General features: G+C 62.2%; 17 protein-coding genes, 1 tRNA gene and 1 pseudogene. 10 read left to right on the forward strand and 9 right to left on the reverse strand.

Annotated features, from left to right (window positions below):
* Positions 1–2 precede the first annotated feature (2 nt).
* Both AB1781_06775 and AB1781_06780 read left to right on the forward strand, forming a co-directional pair.
* On the forward strand, positions 3–242 hold the full coding sequence (locus tag AB1781_06775; protein MEW5704277.1) for a succinate dehydrogenase assembly factor 4: 240 nt from the start codon (positions 3–5) through the stop codon (positions 240–242).
* 205 nt (positions 243–447) lie between these two features.
* Positions 448–894 (forward strand): thermonuclease family protein, encoded by a 447-nt coding sequence (locus AB1781_06780; GenBank protein ID MEW5704278.1) that lies wholly within the window; start codon positions 448–450, stop codon positions 892–894.
* Here AB1781_06780 and acs read toward each other — a convergent pair.
* From acs to tsaD, 5 genes are all read right to left on the reverse strand, one after another.
* Entirely contained in the window at positions 891–2,828 is a 1,938-nt protein-coding gene (gene acs / locus AB1781_06785) for an acetate--CoA ligase (GenBank protein MEW5704279.1), read from the reverse strand. The two genes, AB1781_06780 and acs, sit on opposite strands and share 4 nt — an antisense overlap.
* A gap of 84 nt (positions 2,829–2,912) precedes the next feature.
* A complete protein-coding gene (locus AB1781_06790; GenBank protein MEW5704280.1) occupies positions 2,913–3,263 on the reverse strand; it encodes a Rieske (2Fe-2S) protein in 351 nt (116 codons plus the stop codon).
* A gap of 2 nt (positions 3,264–3,265) precedes the next feature.
* Entirely contained in the window at positions 3,266–3,679 is a 414-nt protein-coding gene (locus AB1781_06795) for an EVE domain-containing protein (protein ID MEW5704281.1), read from the reverse strand.
* A 93-nt stretch (positions 3,680–3,772) separates the two neighbouring features.
* Positions 3,773–4,783, reverse strand: a complete 1,011-nt coding sequence (locus AB1781_06800) for an NAD(P)H-dependent glycerol-3-phosphate dehydrogenase (protein MEW5704282.1) — start codon at positions 4,781–4,783, stop codon at positions 3,773–3,775.
* A gap of 30 nt (positions 4,784–4,813) precedes the next feature.
* Entirely contained in the window at positions 4,814–5,857 is a 1,044-nt protein-coding gene (gene tsaD, locus AB1781_06805) for a tRNA (adenosine(37)-N6)-threonylcarbamoyltransferase complex transferase subunit TsaD (protein MEW5704283.1), read from the reverse strand.
* A 105-nt stretch (positions 5,858–5,962) separates the two neighbouring features.
* Here tsaD and hemC point away from each other — a divergent pair, with 105 nt between their 5' ends.
* The 8 genes and pseudogenes from hemC (at position 5,963) to AB1781_06845 (ending at position 11,845) form a co-directional block, all read left to right on the forward strand.
* Positions 5,963–6,904: a hydroxymethylbilane synthase gene (hemC, locus tag AB1781_06810; GenBank protein MEW5704284.1), complete on the forward strand. Its 942-nt coding sequence runs from the start codon at positions 5,963–5,965 to the stop codon at positions 6,902–6,904.
* Between the two features lie 5 nt (positions 6,905–6,909).
* The gene (locus tag AB1781_06815; GenBank protein ID MEW5704285.1) at positions 6,910–7,650 is read left to right on the forward strand and encodes a uroporphyrinogen-III synthase; all 741 of its coding nucleotides are present in this window, start codon (positions 6,910–6,912) and stop codon (positions 7,648–7,650) included.
* A gap of 6 nt (positions 7,651–7,656) precedes the next feature.
* On the forward strand, positions 7,657–8,685 hold the full coding sequence (locus tag AB1781_06820) for a mitofilin family membrane protein (GenBank protein ID MEW5704286.1): 1,029 nt from the start codon (positions 7,657–7,659) through the stop codon (positions 8,683–8,685).
* Positions 8,682–10,064 (forward strand): heme biosynthesis HemY N-terminal domain-containing protein, encoded by a 1,383-nt coding sequence (locus AB1781_06825; GenBank protein MEW5704287.1) that lies wholly within the window; start codon positions 8,682–8,684, stop codon positions 10,062–10,064. Before AB1781_06820 ends, AB1781_06825 begins: the two co-directional genes overlap by 4 nt.
* Positions 10,065–10,097: 33 nt before the next feature.
* Positions 10,098–10,173, forward strand: a tRNA-Thr gene (locus tag AB1781_06830).
* Positions 10,174–10,325: 152 nt separating this feature from the next.
* Positions 10,326–10,535 carry a cold-shock protein gene (locus AB1781_06835; GenBank protein ID MEW5704288.1) on the forward strand — a complete coding sequence of 70 codons (210 nt, stop codon included), beginning with the start codon at positions 10,326–10,328 and terminating at the stop codon, positions 10,533–10,535.
* Positions 10,536–10,697: 162 nt separating this feature from the next.
* Positions 10,698–11,048 (forward strand): cupredoxin domain-containing protein, encoded by a 351-nt coding sequence (locus AB1781_06840; protein ID MEW5704289.1) that lies wholly within the window; start codon positions 10,698–10,700, stop codon positions 11,046–11,048.
* Between the two features lie 14 nt (positions 11,049–11,062).
* Positions 11,063–11,845, forward strand: a pseudogene (locus AB1781_06845) (FTR1 family protein).
* Positions 11,846–12,177: 332 nt separating this feature from the next.
* Here the strand turns inward: AB1781_06845 and AB1781_06850 are convergent.
* The 4 genes from AB1781_06850 to AB1781_06865 are packed head-to-tail and all read right to left on the reverse strand — an operon-like array spanning position 12,178 to position 15,777.
* Complete coding sequence (locus AB1781_06850; GenBank protein MEW5704290.1) at positions 12,178–13,221, reverse strand: FAD:protein FMN transferase; 1,044 nt, start codon at positions 13,219–13,221, stop codon at positions 12,178–12,180.
* The gene (locus AB1781_06855) at positions 13,218–13,967 is read right to left on the reverse strand and encodes a PepSY domain-containing protein (protein MEW5704291.1); all 750 of its coding nucleotides are present in this window, start codon (positions 13,965–13,967) and stop codon (positions 13,218–13,220) included. Before AB1781_06855 ends, AB1781_06850 begins: the two co-directional genes overlap by 4 nt.
* Entirely contained in the window at positions 13,964–14,527 is a 564-nt protein-coding gene (locus tag AB1781_06860) for an FMN-binding protein (GenBank protein ID MEW5704292.1), read from the reverse strand. The genes AB1781_06855 and AB1781_06860 overlap by 4 nt, the downstream gene beginning before the upstream one ends.
* On the reverse strand, positions 14,527–15,777 hold the full coding sequence (locus AB1781_06865; GenBank protein MEW5704293.1) for a porin: 1,251 nt from the start codon (positions 15,775–15,777) through the stop codon (positions 14,527–14,529). Before AB1781_06865 ends, AB1781_06860 begins: the two co-directional genes overlap by 1 nt.
* Positions 15,778–16,009: the final 232 nt, after the last annotated feature.

Raw genomic sequence — 16,009 nt, forward strand, 5'->3', positions numbered from 1 at the left:
CAATGTTAAACTTTCAACTTCCTTCTCTTCCCACGAGGTTTCGGATGGCCGCAAGCTCCGATAAGCCGCGCTCCTCGCCGTTCCCTTCTCCGGCCGGTGCCGGACGTGTCAAAAAAGCCGGGCCGGTCAAGAAAGCGAAGGGCAAGTTCGCCCCGCCGCTGCAGGAGATCGGCGGGCCGAAAGGACCGGAGCCGACCCGGTATGGGGACTGGGAACAGAAGGGCCGCTGCTCGGATTTTTAGGCCATAATTCCTTAATTATGAATTAAAACCTAAAAACTCTTGCCTTGAGGCGGGAGACGCGCCACACTTTGGAAAAAGCGGCGCGCTAGAAGGCGCTTTCATGCCATCGCGTGCCGGGCGGTGACGGGCTTTGTGGAATACTTCCACCGCCCAAGGTCCCGCGAGACGGACGGCAGAGATGGTTGGCTACTTCCGGCGATTCTTGATGTTTTTTCCATTCTTCCCGCTGGCCTGCGGTCTGACGGCGGGCGCGCTTGCCGGCGAGACGTTGCCCGGGCCGGTGTTGGCGGAAGTGCTGCGCGTGGTGGATGGCGACACGCTTGTCGTGCGGGCGCAGGTCTGGCTCGGCCACCGGGTGGAAACGCTCGTTCGTGTTTCCGGTGTTGACGCGCCGGAACGGAAAGCGCGCTGCGCGGAAGAGCGCGTCCTTGCCGATCGGGCGCGCGTCTTCGTGGAAGAGAAGGCGGCCGAAGGCCATATCTGGCTTTCCGACATTCGCTTCGGAAAATACGCCGGCCGCGTCCTGGCGCGGGTTAGGCTGGCGACCGGCGCGGACTTGAGCGAGGCGCTGCTGGCGGCCGGGCTTGCGCGGACCTACGCGGGTGGCAAGCGCCAGTCTTGGTGCAAAATGCTTGTCGAAGGAAGCCGCTAGCGGTTCATGCGATTCTCGACCAGCTCGTTCACGACGTCGGGATCGGCAAGTGTCGAGGTATCACCCAAGTCTTTGTATTCGTTTCCGGCGATCTTGCGCAGGATCCGGCGCATGATTTTTCCGGAACGCGTTTTCGGCAGGCCTGGCGCCCATTGGATCAAATCCGGCACCGCGATCGGGCCGATTTCCTTCCGCACCCACTGGGCGAGTTCCTTCCTTAAGCCTTCGGATGGCTTTTCGTCCGCCATCAGGGTGACGTAGGCGTAGATGCCCTGGCCCTTGATGGCGTGCGGATAGCCGACGACGGCTGCCTCGGACACTTTCGGGTGGGCGACCAGTGCGCTCTCGACTTCGGCCGTCCCCATCCGGTGGCCGGACACGTTGATCACGTCGTCGACCCGGCCGCTGATCCAGTAATAGCCGTCCTCGTCCCGGCGGCAGCCGTCGCCGGTGAAATAATAGCCCGGATAGGTTGCGAAATAGGTCTCAACGAAACGCTTGTGATCGCCATAGACGGTCCGCATCTGGCCGGGCCAGGAATCGGCGATGCAAAGCCCCCCTTCACAGGCGCCTTGCAGCGGGGTTCCCTTCGCGTCGACGATTTCCAGCTTCACGCCGAAGAAGGGGTGCGCGGCGGACCCCGGCTTCAGCGCCGTTGCCCCCGGCAGCGGCGTGATCAGGATGCCGCCCGTTTCGGTCTGCCACCAGGTGTCCACGATCGGGCAACGTTCCTCGCCGACGACGCGGTGGTACCAGAGCCAGGCTTCCGGATTGATCGGCTCGCCGACCGAGCCAAGGAGGCGCAGCGACTTCCGGCTTGTTTTCTTCACCGGGTCGTCGCCTTCGTGCATGAGGGCGCGGATCGCCGTCGGCGCCGTGTAAAAAATATTGACGCCGTGCTTGTCCACGACCCGCCAGAAGCGGGAATAGTCCGGGTAGTTCGGAACGCCCTCGAACATCAAGGTCGTCGCCCCGTTCGCCAGCGGGCCGTAGACAATATAGCTGTGCCCGGTGACCCAGCCGACATCCGCCGTGCACCAGTAAACGTCGCCCTCGTGGTAATCGAAGACGTATTGGTGCGTCATCGCGGCAAAGACAAGGTAGCCGCCGCTCGTATGCAGGACGCCCTTCGGTTTGCCGGTCGAGCCCGAGGTGTAGAGGATGAAGAGCGGGTCCTCGGCGCCCATTTCCTCCGGCGGGCAGTCGGCCGAAGCGGCCGCTACCGCCTCTTCGTAAGCCACGTCGCGGCCTTTCACCCAGTTGACGTCGGCGCCGGTCCGCCGGACGACGAGGACGGTGTGAACGCCCGAATAGTTCTTGAGCGCCTCGTCCGTGTTCGCCTTGAGGGGGATTTTTTTTCCGCCGCGAATGCCTTCGTCCGCCGTGACCACGACCGTGCTTTGGCAATCCGCGACGCGGCCATGCAGCGACGCGGGGGAAAAACCGCCGAATACGACGGAGTGGATTGCCCCGATCCGCGCGCAGGCGAGCATCGCGTAGGTCGCTTCGGGGATCATCGGCAAGTAGATGGTCACCCGGTCGCCTTTCTTGACGCCGCGGTCTTTCAAGGCGTTTGCCAGTCGCGAAACCTGCGCGTGAAGCTCGCGATAGGTGATCTTCTTGTCCTCCTTCGGGTCATCCCCTTCCCAGAGGATCGCGACCTGATCGGCGCGCTCGGGAAGGTGGCGGTCGATGCAGTTGGCAGAGACATTCAGCGTCCCGTCATAGAACCAGCGGATGCGCGCATCGCCCGTGAAGGAAGTGTCCTTGATCTTCGTGTAGGGCTTGATCCAGTCGATCCGCTTGCCTTCCTTCCGCCAGAACCCTTCGGGGTCTTCGATCGAGCGCCGGTACATTTCCGCATAGGTTTTTTCATCCGCCCAGGCGGCCTTTGCCACCGCCTCGGGCACCGGGATCACGAGATGTTCGGACATGCGATGGCTTCCTTTCGGATTTTTTCTTTTGCTTCCCGCCAGTTTAGGACATTGGCGAGGCCAGACAAGGCCGGGGCGCCCTCTCTAGCTATCCAGGTAAATTCTTTCGTTTTTCACGCGAAGCACCACCGGTTCGAGCGCCTTTCCCTTGCAAGGCCCCGCCACGCAAAAGCCGTCGTCTGGCCGGAACCGGGCGGCGTGGGTGGCGCATTGCAGATGCGTCTTCTCAAAGTCGAAAAACTGGTTTGGCGTCCAGTCGAGCGGTGTTCCCTGATGGGGGCAGCGGTTCCAATAGCCGTACACTTTGCGTCCCAAGCGAACGACGAAAATCGCCCGCGGGTAAGGCGCTTGCGGCATCGGAAAGCCGCGGGCCGTGCCTTCCGGAATGTCGGCAAGGCGGCAGAGGAATCGCGGCGCCTTTCTGGCGGCGATCATTGCTATGGCCCGGTCTCGCCCATCTTGCAGATCCGCACCCATGCGTCCCGGTCAACCGGCAGGACGGAAAGCCTGGATTGGCGAACCAGAGCAAGATGATGAAGCGCGGGTTCCCGCTTGATCTCGGCCAGCGTCACCGGTCGCTTCAAAGGGCGGACGGCCTTCACGGCGACCATGCCGAAGCGTGCGGAAAGGTCCGTTGGGTCCAGGTAATATTCCCGGACGACTTCCACGATGCCGACGACCCGCTTTTCGTTGACGGAATGGTAGAAGAAAGCGCGGTCCCCTTTCTTCATGGCCTTCAGGTTGTTGCTTGCCTGATGGTTGCGAACGCCGTCCCAGGGCTCGGTGCCTTTCCGCACCTGGTCTTCCCACGACCAGGTGCCGGGCTCCGATTTCATAAGCCAGTATTTCATCGGATGTCTGCGTAGCCTCCCTTCGGCAGGACGATTTTATAAAGCGCGACCGTTACGGTTTTTGGAATTCCATCGGGTCGTACGCCGGCAGGGTTAGACGTCCCTCGCTTCTTCCGGTAATTCTTCTCCGATCGGTCGGGCAAGCAGGCCTTCGATGGCTTCTTCGATCCTTGCGCCGCGATGCAGCACGTCGCGAACCGCCATCACGATCGGGATTTCGAGGCCAAGGCGAGAAGCCAGTTCCGACACGGCATGTGCCGTGAACACCCCTTCCGCAACCGACTTGCGGCCCGCCGTCGCTTCCGCAAGCGTCTTGCCTTCGCCAAGGGCGATGCCGAGGGAGAGATTCCGCGACTGGCGGCTGCTGCAGGTAAGCGTCAAGTCGCCAAGGCCGGACAGCCCCATGAAAGTTCTGAACTGGCCGCCCAGGACGACGCCAAGGCGTGCGATCTCGGCCAGCCCCCGCGTGATCAAGGCGGCTCGGGCGTTGCTGCCGAGGCCGCGGCCCTCGACGATCCCGCAGGCGATTGCAAGCACGTTCTTTACCGCGCCCCCGACCTGAACCCCGATGATGTCGTCGGAAAGGTAGAGACGAAAACGCGGGCTTCCGATCAGGACCTGCAGGTGCTCGCCGAGCGTCTCGTCTTCGCAGGCCAGGGTTGCCGCCGTCGGCAGGCCGCGCGCCACCTCGTCCGCGAAGGTCGGCCCCGACAACACGGCAAGCGGGGTCTGCGGCAGTGTCTCGCGAACGACCTCGCTCATCAGACTGCCGCTCGCCTGCTCGATTCCCTTCGCGCAGAGGACGACCGGCGTTCCCTTCTTCAAATGCGAGGCAAGATTCTCGCAGGCCTTTCGCACGTGCTGCGCCGGCGTGACGAGGAGAAGGGTGTCCGCCTTGGCGACGTCCTCGAAGGCGTTCGTCAGGCGAATCGAAGGGTCGAGCCTGACCCCCGGCAGGAAGGGCGTGTTTTCGCCGGTTTTTCGGATAGCCTCGACGACCTCCGGCTCGCGCGCATAGAGGACGGTCTCGCCCCCTTGCCGGCGGACGGCGCTCGCCAGCGCCGTTCCCCAAGCCCCCGCACCGACAACCCCGATCCGTGCCATGGCGTTTACTCTAGCACGAAAGGGGCCGGATCAAGACGGGGTCTCCGGGTGCCGGGCAGCAGCCGGGTCCAGCGGCCAGCGGGGTTTTGGAGCGAAATCGAAGGCGTCTGTCAGCCCCAGACGAAGCCGCTCGATACCGGCCCAGGCGATCATCGCGCCGTTGTCCGTGCAAAGTTCCGGCGGCGGCACGTGCAGCCGCATGCCTTCGCTTTCGACGAGTTGCCGCAACCTCGTCTTCAGATAAGCGTTCGCGGCAACCCCGCCGGCGACGACGAACGCCTTGCCGTCGGGATGGCGCGCATGAAAAAGGCGGATCGCGTTTTTTGAGCGGTCGGCCAGCACGTCTCCGACGGCGGCCTGGAAGCTGGCGGCCATGTCCGCGACGAGGCCGGCATCTCCCTTCAGGCCGGCGACGGTTTGGCGGACCGCCGTCTTCAGGCCGGAAAGGGAAAGGTCGCAACCTTCCCGCCGTATCATCGGGCGGGGAAGTTCGAAGCGCTTTGCATTTCCATGCCTTGCCGCCTTCTCGATTTGCGGTCCGCCGGGATAGGGCAGGCCCAGAAGCTTCGCCACCTTGTCGAAGGCTTCCCCGACGGCGTCGTCCAGCGTCGTGCCAAGCCGAACATAACGGCCCACTCCCTCGACGACGACGAACTGCGAATGCCCGCCGGACACCAGAAGCAGGAGATAGGGAAAATCGAGTTTTTCGAGCAGACGGAAGGAAAGCGCGTGCCCCTCCAAGTGGTTGATGGCGAGGAAGGGTAGCCCTTGGAACGCGGCGATCGCCTTCGCCGTCATGACGCCGACGATAAGCCCGCCGATCAACCCCGGCCCGGCCGTCGCCGCCACCCCGTCGAGGGCGTCGAAGCCAAGCCCGGCCCGCTTCATCACCCCGGCCACGATTTCATTCAGGCGTTCGAGATGGGCGCGGGCGGCGATTTCCGGCACGATTCCGCCATAGGGCTCATGGGCCGCGATCTGGGAAAAAAGGCCTTCCGCCAAGATTTTCCCGCGGTCATTGACCAGCGCGGCGGCGGTTTCGTCGCAACTGCTCTCCAACCCAAGCACAACCATCGGTTTTTCCATTCCGCTCGGCTTTTCAAGGTTCCTTGTGGAAGGGTTTTTCCTTTCCGTAATAACCACTTTACCTTGCGGGTCGGCAAGCACTACACACAGGAAATGACGGCGGGGAAAGCCATTCGCATAGGCACGAGAGGCAGCAAGCTGGCGCGCTTTCAGGCGGAGGAAGTGCGAAACCGCCTGGTCGCCGCCCACCCCGCGCTTGGCCTGCCGCAGGCGATCGAGATTCACATCATTCGAACGACCGGCGACAAGGTGCTGGACCGCCCGCTCAGTGAGTTGGGGGGCAAGGGCCTTTTCACGAAGGAAATCGAAGAGGCCTTGCTGCGCGGCGACCTCGACCTTGCCGTCCACTCGATGAAGGACGTGCCGACCTGGCTGCCCGACGGGCTTTGCATCGCGGGTTGTCTTCCCCGGGAGGATCCGCGGGACGGCTTCGTCTCGCGGAATTATGCCGGCTTCGCCGATCTGCCGAAAGGGGCGTCGCTCGCGACGTCCTCGTTGCGCAGGCAAGCGCAGGCGAAACACCTTCGGCCCGACTTGCGAATCGTGCCCATGCGCGGGAACGTGGGAACCCGGCTTCGCAAGCTTTCGGAAGGCGAGGCGGACGCCATTCTGCTTGCCGTAGCCGGGTTGAAGCGACTTAACCTTTCCGACCACATCACGGCGACGCTCGAACCGGACGCTTTTCTGCCCGCCGCCGCCCAAGGCGCGATCGGGGTCGAATGCCGGGTCGGAGATTCGGCCTTGCGAGACTTTCTCGAACCTATCTTCGACCCCCTCACCAACCGTTGCGTCGCGGCCGAGCGGGCGGCCCTTGCCGTCCTGGATGGTTCCTGCCGCACGCCAATCGCCGCCCTGGCCGAGGCCGTTGACCGGGGCACGCTTCTTCTCCGCGCCATGGTGGCGCTGCCCGACGGCTCGCTTCGCTACGACGCGGAACGCCGGGGAAGCACCGACGACGCCGAAACAATCGGCCGCGAGGTGGGAGGGGAATTGAGGAAAAAGGCGGGGCCCGAATTCTTCGCGAGCCTCGGTTGACGAAGATGTACGTTCTGTTGACGCGCCCGAGGGAAGATTCGGCGGCTTTGGCGGTTCTTCTTCAGGCGCGCGGCATCACGAGTCTGATTGAGCCTATGCTCGATATCCAACAGATTCCCGGCGTTCCGCTTGCGACGGAAGGCGTGCAGGCTTTCTTGCTGACGAGCGCGAACGGTGCGCGGGCGCTCGCTCAAGCAACGGCCAAACGGGATCTTCCGGTTTACGCGGTCGGTGAGGCGACGGCAAAGCTTGCGCGCGCCCTTGGCTTTCGGATGGTTCAAAGTGCGAAGGGCGATGTGGCAAGCCTGGCCAACCTGGTGGCCGAGTGCGCGGACCCAAAGGCGGGCGTGCTTCTGCACGCCGCCGGCAAAAACGTCGCCGGCGATCTGGCCGGCGCGCTTGCCAAGCGCGGGTTGACGGTGCGGTGCGAGGCGTTTTACGAGGCGCGGCCGGCCCAGGGGCTTTCGCCAAGGCTGGCCGGCGCGCTCGAAAAAGAGGCGATCGACGCGGTCCTTTTTTTCTCTCCCCGGACGGCAGGCGTCTTTGTTAGGCTGGTGAACGAGGCGGGACTTGCCGCTTCCTGCGAGCGGGTTCTGGCGTTTTGCTTGAGCCCCGCGGTGGCCGAGGCGGCCAAGGCCATTCACTGGCGAGGACTTCGCGTGGCACCGTCCCCGAACGTCGAATCCCTTCTCCGCGAGCTCGAAGACGCCTCGGCCGTCGGCCGCGGCGACAACCCCGAAGGATAGATTCCCATGAGCGACCAGGAAGAACCAAAGACGGAAACCGAGCAAGCCCCTCCAACCCGGAAAGCGCGTCGTCTCTGGTTGCCTCTCGCCCTTCTTATCCTGCTCCTGCTGGCGGGTGGTCTCGCCGCCCTTTATGCCTTTCCCTTGCCCAAGGAGTGGACGGGCTGGCTCGCGTTTCCCGAAACGCAGCCTGAAACGCAGAAGGAAACGCAGAAGGAAACGGACGTCCTTTCCGCACGCGTAGCCGCCCTTGAAGAGGCCTTCGAAATCCTGCCGCAAACCTCCCAAGGCACGACCGCGCAACTGAACGCGATCGAAACCGATCTGGCTTCCCTCGATGGCCGGCTTGCCGCTCTCGAGAGCCAGATTTTCGAAGGTGCTGGCGGTGGCGAGGCGGCCTCGCAGGCGGAAATCGAAGCGCTTCGAACCGCCGTCGAAGGCCTTGCCGCTCAACTTGCCGATCTTGTCCGCGTGACGAAAGCCGACCCGGTCGATCCTGTCGCCAACCGCCGCTTCCTGGCTGTCGAAGGCCTGTGCGAGGGCCTTTGGGAATATGGCCCGTTCCGCGAGCGGTTGATGGACCTGCTGGCGGTGGCGGGCGAGGACCCGATCATGAAGGAGGCCGTTGCTCCCATCGCGGCCTACGCGGATCGGGGCATTGCGACCTTGCCGATGCTGCGGGCACGCTACGATGCGATGGCGTCGGCGGCCTTGAAAGCTGACCGGTTGAAGCCCGATGCGAACTGGACGGAAAAGCTGCTCGCCAACCTCTCCTCCGTGTTGACCATCCGGCGGACCGGGGATTTTGAGGGCGATGGCCTCGAAGCGGTGCTGGCCCGGGCGGAACTGGCGCTTGAGGCCGGCGATCTTGAACGTGGTGTCGCGCTGCTCAGGGGAATCGAAGGCCCGGCCGGGGGGGCGATGGAATCATGGCTCCGCGACGCCGAGGCGCGTCTTGCGGCGGAAGCCGCGATCCGGCGTCTCCGGCAACTTGCCTTCCCAGGCGGAGCGAAGCCGTCGGCGGCGCAGCCATGATCCGCACTTTCGTTTTTTTTCTGATCCTCGCCGTTTTGGTCATCGTCACGGCGTGGGTGGCCGGGCATCCCGGCACCGTGCTGATTACCTTCGGCGACTACCGCGTTCGCTCCTCGGCGGGCTTCCTGCTCGTTGCGGTGGCGGTGGGCGCGGTTGCCGCGATCTTGCTTGACCGGGTGTGGCGGCTCCTTGCCACAGCCCCGCGCCGGATCGCCGCGGCCTTTCGGGAGAAACGGCGGCGGCGGGGCGAGCGCGCGTTGACCCAGGGCCTGGTGGCCGTGGCGGCGGGCGATGCGGAAGAGGCGAGCCGCTTGGCCAAGCGGGCGGAAGGGCTCCTGCGCGATCCGCCGCTCGTTCTGCTGCTTGCCGCCCAGGCCGCCCAGCTCCGGGGGGATGAACGGGCGGCGGCCGGCTATTTCGAATCGATGCTCGATCAACCGGAGATGGCCTTTCTCGGCATCCGCGGTCTTTTCGTGCAAGCCCTTCGCGAAGGCAACGATAAAGAGGCGTTGAGGCTCGCCGATCGCGCCTACGCGCTGCATCCGAAAACGCCTTGGGTCGTTCAGGCGCTTTTCAGCCTTCTCCGGCGCGCCGGAGACTGGCGGGAAGCCGAGGCGACGCTGACGCTGGCGATAAAACGCAGGGTCATCCCGGCGGCGGAAGGAAACCGGCAGATCGCAGCGCTGAAGCTTCAGCAGAGCGCATTGGCGGAGGACGAGGGGCGGGCAAACGACGCGCGCGATTATGCGAAGGCGGCCTGGAAAAGTGCGCCGGACTTTGCGCCGGCGGCGATACGTTACGCACGCCTTTCCATGAAGGACGGGAAAGCCCGCCGGGCCAGAAAGGCGATTGAAAAGGCGTGGTCGAAAACGCCGCACCCCAATCTTGCCATGGCTTATCTGGAAATCTTCCCGCCCTCGGACGCGCTTCGGCGGTTTCGCCAAATCGAGAAACTGGCCGTCCGTCGCCCGGATCACCCGGAAAGCCATCTTACCATCGCGGAAGCCGCCCTTGCGGCGCATATCTGGGGTGTGGCTCGGGATCATTTGGCGAAGGTGGTTGCTGCGGCGCCATCGGCGCGCGCCTTCCGTTGCATGGCGGAACTCGAAGAAGCCGAAACCGGCAACGCGGCGGCGGCCGAACCCTGGCGGCGGCGCGTCCTCGAAGCGCCGTCAGACGCCGCGTGGGTTTGCGGGAATTGCGGCACGGTCGCCGAATCGTGGTCGCCGGTCTGCGCGAATTGCGGCACCTTCGACGGCTTCGCCTGGGCCTTGCCCGGCGCGGTTTTGGGCAAGGGAAGACCCGAACTCCGCCGCGACGGCGCCGCTCAGACCATCTGGTTTCCCCAAGGCAACGGTGCGGCGCGCCCGTTGACGTGAAGGGTCTCCGGTCGTACTTTGCCAGCGCCCTGCGCCGCCTTAGCTCAGTTGGTAGAGCACCGCATTCGTAATGCGGGGGTCGCGTGTTCGAGTCACGCAGGCGGCACCATTCTCTTCTCTATCTTTTCTTTCCAGGCACTTTTCGAGCCGATTTGGCCACGGTAGAATACGCTTCCTCCTGTGTGTGGCGTCATCCCGTTCGGGCGGGCGGATGCCGGCGACGGGGGGTGTTTTTGGTTTGATATCAGGAGTGCATAGCTTGTGTCTGTTGGAACGGTGAAGTGGTTTAACTCGGTCAAGGGGTATGGGTTTATTCAGCCGGAGGACGGCTCGAAGGATGTGTTCGTGCATATCTCGGCCGTGCAGCGTGCCGGCTTGAACACGTTGACCGAAGGACAGCGCGTTGAGTATGAGCTTTCGCCCGGCAAGAACGGTCGCTTCTCAGCCGAGAATTTGGTTGTCGGCGAATAGCTGGGCCACGCGCTTTTAACCGCCCCCAACCCTTCTCTCGAAGGCCCCCACCGTCAAATTCCTTGACAGGCCGGGGGAGCGCCCCTATTTTTCCATGTTAAGAATGATTTGCAATCTCACTTTTAGGGGCAACCCCCATCAAGGGCCCGGGTGAAACAAACGATGAAACAAAAACTTGCGCAAAAAATCGGGTTCGCGCTCGCCGGGCTTCTTCTCGCCCTGGGCTTTCTGGCTGCGCCTGGCCGGGCGGAGGAGACCTACACGATCACCATCCAAAACCACCAATTTTCGCCCGCCGATCTTGAAGTGCCGGCCGGCAAGAAGATCAAGCTGCTCGTGAAGAATCTCGATCCGACCCCGGAAGAGTTCGAAAGCTACGCTCTAAACCGCGAGAAGATCATCCTCGGCGGCAAGGAGGGGGTCGTCTATATCGGCCCGCTCGATCCCGGAATCTACGAATATTTCGGCGAGTTCCACCCTAAAACGGCGAAGGGCCGCATCCTCGCAAAATAGGAATCGAAAGCGTCATGCTGGCAAGCGCACTCATTCTGTTCCGTGAAATTTTTGAAGCGGCGCTGATCGTTGGCATCGTGATGGCCGGGACGAAGGGTGTCGCCGGACGTGGTCGGTGGGTCCTCTACGGTATCCTGAGCGGGCTCGCGGGCTCTTCGCTGGTTGCCGCCTTCGCCCAGACGATCGGCGGCGTGGCGGCAGGAATGGGGCAGGAATTTTTCAACGCCGGCGTGCTGTTTCTGGCCGTTTTCATGCTTGGCTGGCACAACGTCTGGATGAGCCGCCACGGCCGCGAGATCGCAAGGCAGATGACCGCGGTGGGCCATGCGGTCAGTCTGGGCGCGCGCCCGCTTTACGTGCTTGCCGTCGTCGTCGGCCTCGCCACCTTGCGGGAGGGCTCCGAAGTCGTTCTTTTCCTTTACGGCATCGCGCTAAGCGGCAGCGCGGCGGCCGACATGCTGGTAGGAAGCCTGGGCGGTATTGCCGGCGGGTTTGCCATCGGGTTTGCCCTTTATTTCGGCTTGCTGCGTATCCCGACGAAGCACCTTTTCACCGTCACCAGCTGGATGATCCTGTTCCTGGCGGCGGGTCTTGCTTCCCAAGGCGCGCATTACCTCGTGCAGGCCGGTGCGCTTCCCGCCCTCGGGCAGGCGGTTTGGGACACCTCCCATCTCCTTTCCGAGCGCAGCGTGATCGGCCAGCTGCTGCATACGCTGATCGGCTATAGCGCGCGGCCTGATGGCGTTCAACTCGTCTTCTACGGGGCGACCCTGCTCGGCATCGGTCTCCTGATGCGGCTATATGGGGGGCCGGCCGCACCGCTGGCGAAGACGGGTGCCCACAAGCTTGTGGCGTTACTGGCGGCTCCGCTCCTGGCGTGGGGGGTGACCTCGAGCGCCGCCCGCGCCGCGGAAAAATCTTGCTGGCTGAGCTACGAAGAATTCGAGAAGCAGATACCCCACATGGACCTTCAGCGTTGCCCTGAGGACCATCCCGAGAACGGTTTTTGCCGCCTCGTGATCGCCGGGGACAAGGCGCACGTCTATTATTTTTCCTTTGAGGGGAATATCTGCCTCTACGACCAGCGAACCTATGCGCTGACGGACTTTCTCAAGCGTTTCGGCCCGACCTATTCAACCGACTGAACGTTGACGAAAACCGCGCCCTGAGCATTGAGAAAAACCGCGCCGACCTCGTCAAGCTCGGCAAGCAATCTTTCTCCATCCGCCTGCGGCAGGATGGCCAACGCGGTCGAAAGGGCATCCGCCGTTGTTGCCTCCGGCGCCAGCACGGTCACGCTTCGGTGGTGGTTGGCGCTTCGTCCGGTGAATGGGTCAAACAAATGATGATGGCGAACGGTGGGTTCAAAGGGCATGCCATAGCTGCCGGAAGTGGCAATGGCACCCTCCCGCAGGGGCAGCGTCCGGATCGCTCGCCAGGGTCGGTCCGGGTTGGCGATGCCGATCCGCCATGGCCTGCCATCGGGCCGTGCAGCTATTGCCCGGAACTCACCCAATTCGACGAGGACATGCCGCATGCCTTGGGTCTTCAGGAATTCCGCCACCCGGTCCGTGATGTACCCTTGGGCAATCCCGTTAAGTGTTAAAGCCATGCCGGCTTTTTTCAGAAAGATTTCTTCGCGCGTTATGCAAACGCCCTCGATATCCGCCAGTCCCCGAGCATGGGCGATAGCCGAAGGCGCTGGCCCGGTCGGGTCGGCGGTCGGCATTGCGAAATGACGTGCGTAAAGCTCCCATAGCGGTTGGACGCCGATATTAAAAGCGCCTGCCGTCCGTTGATGCCATTCCTTGGCGGTGATCAGCAGTCGGCGAAAATCTTCGGGCGGTGCCGCAAGCCTGCCGGTGCGATTCAGTCGGCAAAGCACAGAGTCTGGGCGGTAGAGGCTAAACAGCGATTCGAGGCGTTCAATTTCCCGCACACAACCGTCCAGTAACGTGCGCGCATAGGTGGCATCCGGGTGGTAGAGAAGGATAGTCCCTTCCGCGCCGAGGGCCTTTCCCTCCCAGCGATGCAAGGGCGGGGATGCAACGGCCGGCTTGCCGAATGCCGCTCGGGGAAGCGTGGCTATCCCGATCGAACCAGCAACGATACGCAAGGCCCGTCGGCGGGAGCAAACGAACCCGGGCGCAGGAGAATCCGATGGCTTCGTCATCGGCCGCGTTTCGTAAAGCTCATATAGAGGCCCGTCACGACGAGAACGAGAAGCAAGACCGCAATGCCATCCATAAAGTAGGGGCCCCAACTCCCAAACAGATGGCCGCTGTGCAGGTCAAGAAGAACGCGCTCCCAACTGAGGATGTGCCCCCTCTCGATTTTTCCCACTTCCTCGAGCAGGTGTTTCGGTGCGGCAGCCGGCTTCGACCAGGCGGCGGTTGCTTGAGACGGTTTCCACTCCAGCAGATCCTTATCCGCAAGAAATTTCCCCGCCGGGGTTTCGGCGACAATCAGTCCCTCCGCGCTTACGCCGAATCTTTCGATGCGGCCGGGAGCGATGTCGAGAACGCTGCGTTCGAGGAGTTTGCCGTCTGGCGTCAAGAAAAGGATTTCGTTCTTGGTTGCGATGGCGAGCATGCCGTCGGCTTCGGCGATGCTGGTGGGCTTTTCGCTTGTCGCGGCGACAGGCTTGCCGTCGAGGTAAAGCCAGGCCGTCGTGCCGGTAAGCCAGCGCCCGCCGGCGAGGGCGAAGCTCACGCTGTCCACCTGCGGTTCAATCCCGTACCAGTCGAGCAGCCATTCGTTTGCGAGGTGTTGCCGGCCCAGTTTCAGCGTTTCGGCATGGTTGAGCGCAACTCCCGTCACGGCGAGAAATACAAAAAAGATTGCCGCCAGAATTCCGATATGACGATGCCATTTATAGGCCGGCTTTTTCCGGGCTTCCCGCACGATTCGCTTGATCATGGCGCGCCAGTCGCTTCGCCGTGAAAATAAAGGGCAAGACGGGCCAGGCGCGTCAACGCCCGTACGGAAAGCGTTGCACCGGAGATGCCGTCGATATGGCGGTCGAGTTCCAGGTCACTCGTCAACGTTGCGCCGTCAAACTGGTTGGTGAAGAACGGGTAGCGCACTTCCCAGCCGCGGCTTTCCCGATAGACGAGAACGCGAATCCGTTTGATCGCCCGTTTTTCCACAAGTAAGCCGGTGGTGATTGGGTGTTCCTTCCCAATTTCATCAAGGATCCAGGCGGTTTGATCGCCATTCCGCCAATAGCGCTGGCGGAGGGCGCCAAAAGCATGACCCAGGATACGGCGCGCGGTTTCCTCGCGTTCTTTTGTGATCCATAGGACTTCCGCCTTCGGTGGGGCTTCCGGAAAGGCTTCAGTGAGGAAAGCCTCCGGTTCTAGGTAAACATCTGCGGCGGCAGCCGGGTACCCCAGAGCGCAGGCGCTTATGACAGCGGCCACCAGGGCACCCGGCCAGGCAATGGGCCTTAAGCGAATGGAGATAAGCGGAGGGATCATCAGAACTGATAACCAAGCCCCAGATTCACTCGGTCGTCCTCCGTCTGGCCGGCGGGTGAATCCTGAACCTGGAAATCCATCTTGATGACGACATTTTCATGGGGCCAATAGTTTAGACCAACGTCGATCTGCTGGAATTTTGTATCCAGGCTGCTGCCGGCATTGTTATCCCATTCGTTATAACGCGCAAAGATTCCAACCTCACCGATTCGCATGCGAAAACGGTAAGAAGGTTCTATATACCAGCCTTGCTGCACGTCCCGGCCCAGAACCTCCGGTTCGGGACCGTTGAGGTCCCACCGGGCGTATAGGGCGCGCAAGCCCCATGGCCCTTGGCGAAGGTTCGTATGCGCTTCGAAAAGTGTCGCGTCGGTATCGGAAACGTCTTGGGTGACGTCCATTTGATACTGTCCCGTAACACCAATTTCAACTCCCGGCAAACCGGTCCAACGGAGCCGTCCCGTAACGGCGCCGTCTTTGGCGGGTGCCTCCGAAACTTTCTGGCGCCCGTTCCGAATCTTGAAAGCGTTGGCGCCGGTGGTTGGCGTCGCAAGGCCAGAATGGAAGAGAACGTCGTAGCCGATTCCTTCCTGGATTTCACCGTTGAGTCCGGCGCCCGCTTCCCACCATGTCGTCGGCAGGATATTCGTTTCGATCGGGTTGCGTTCAACCCCGAAAAAAGTTGTTGGTTCGTGCGTTTCGTTAAGGATGCCGACCGGAATCAATTGAAGCCCAAGGTTCGCACGGTGACGGTCACTAAGGTCGAACTGTAGATAGGCCTGTTCGAGTTCGACCTCGCCATTCTGGCCTTCCCCGGCGACGCCGTGCTCAATTTCCATTTCCGAGAAGAAGCGAATGCGATCCGTAAAGTCGTGGTTCAAGAACATAACGAAACGATGTAAGTCGATTTCGTCTTTTTTGCCCCCGTTGTAATGCAGTTCGCCGTAGGCGCCGACTCGCGTGCGTTGCCACCAGCCCGGCGTGTCGCTGCGCGTTTCGCGTACTTTTTCGACCATGGCGCCGGTTGCTTCGACGCGCTCCTCGGTCGCCTCTATCTTCTTTTCGGTGGTTTCGACCTTCCGCGTCGTTTGGTCGAGCCGCTCCTGGAGTACTCGTATTTGCTCCCGTTGTTCCTGGAGAATTTGCCACATTTCTTTCTGGCTGGGCGGTTCCTGGGCCAAAGTTGGCGTCGCAAGGGTGGCGAGCGCCAGCCCTACGGAAGGGAGCAAAGCGCGATGATTTTTAGGCATGGGCTTCCTATGATTTATATTGATAATTCAAGAAGTTAATAAAAGATAAGCGGCAAAGCTTTTTATGATAGTGATTATCAATCTCATAGTGCGGAGGCAAAAGCAAGGTGAAAATAACAATCATTCTCAAATCTTTGGAGCCATCCCCCTTCGACAAAGGAACGATTTGCCATTGGGCCGTATCTCCTGAAGGTTGGTAGGCTAGGTGCGGTCCATTGGAGGCGAGGACGAA

The organism is Pseudomonadota bacterium (assembly GCA_040752895.1).
Lineage (GTDB): Bacteria > Pseudomonadota > Alphaproteobacteria.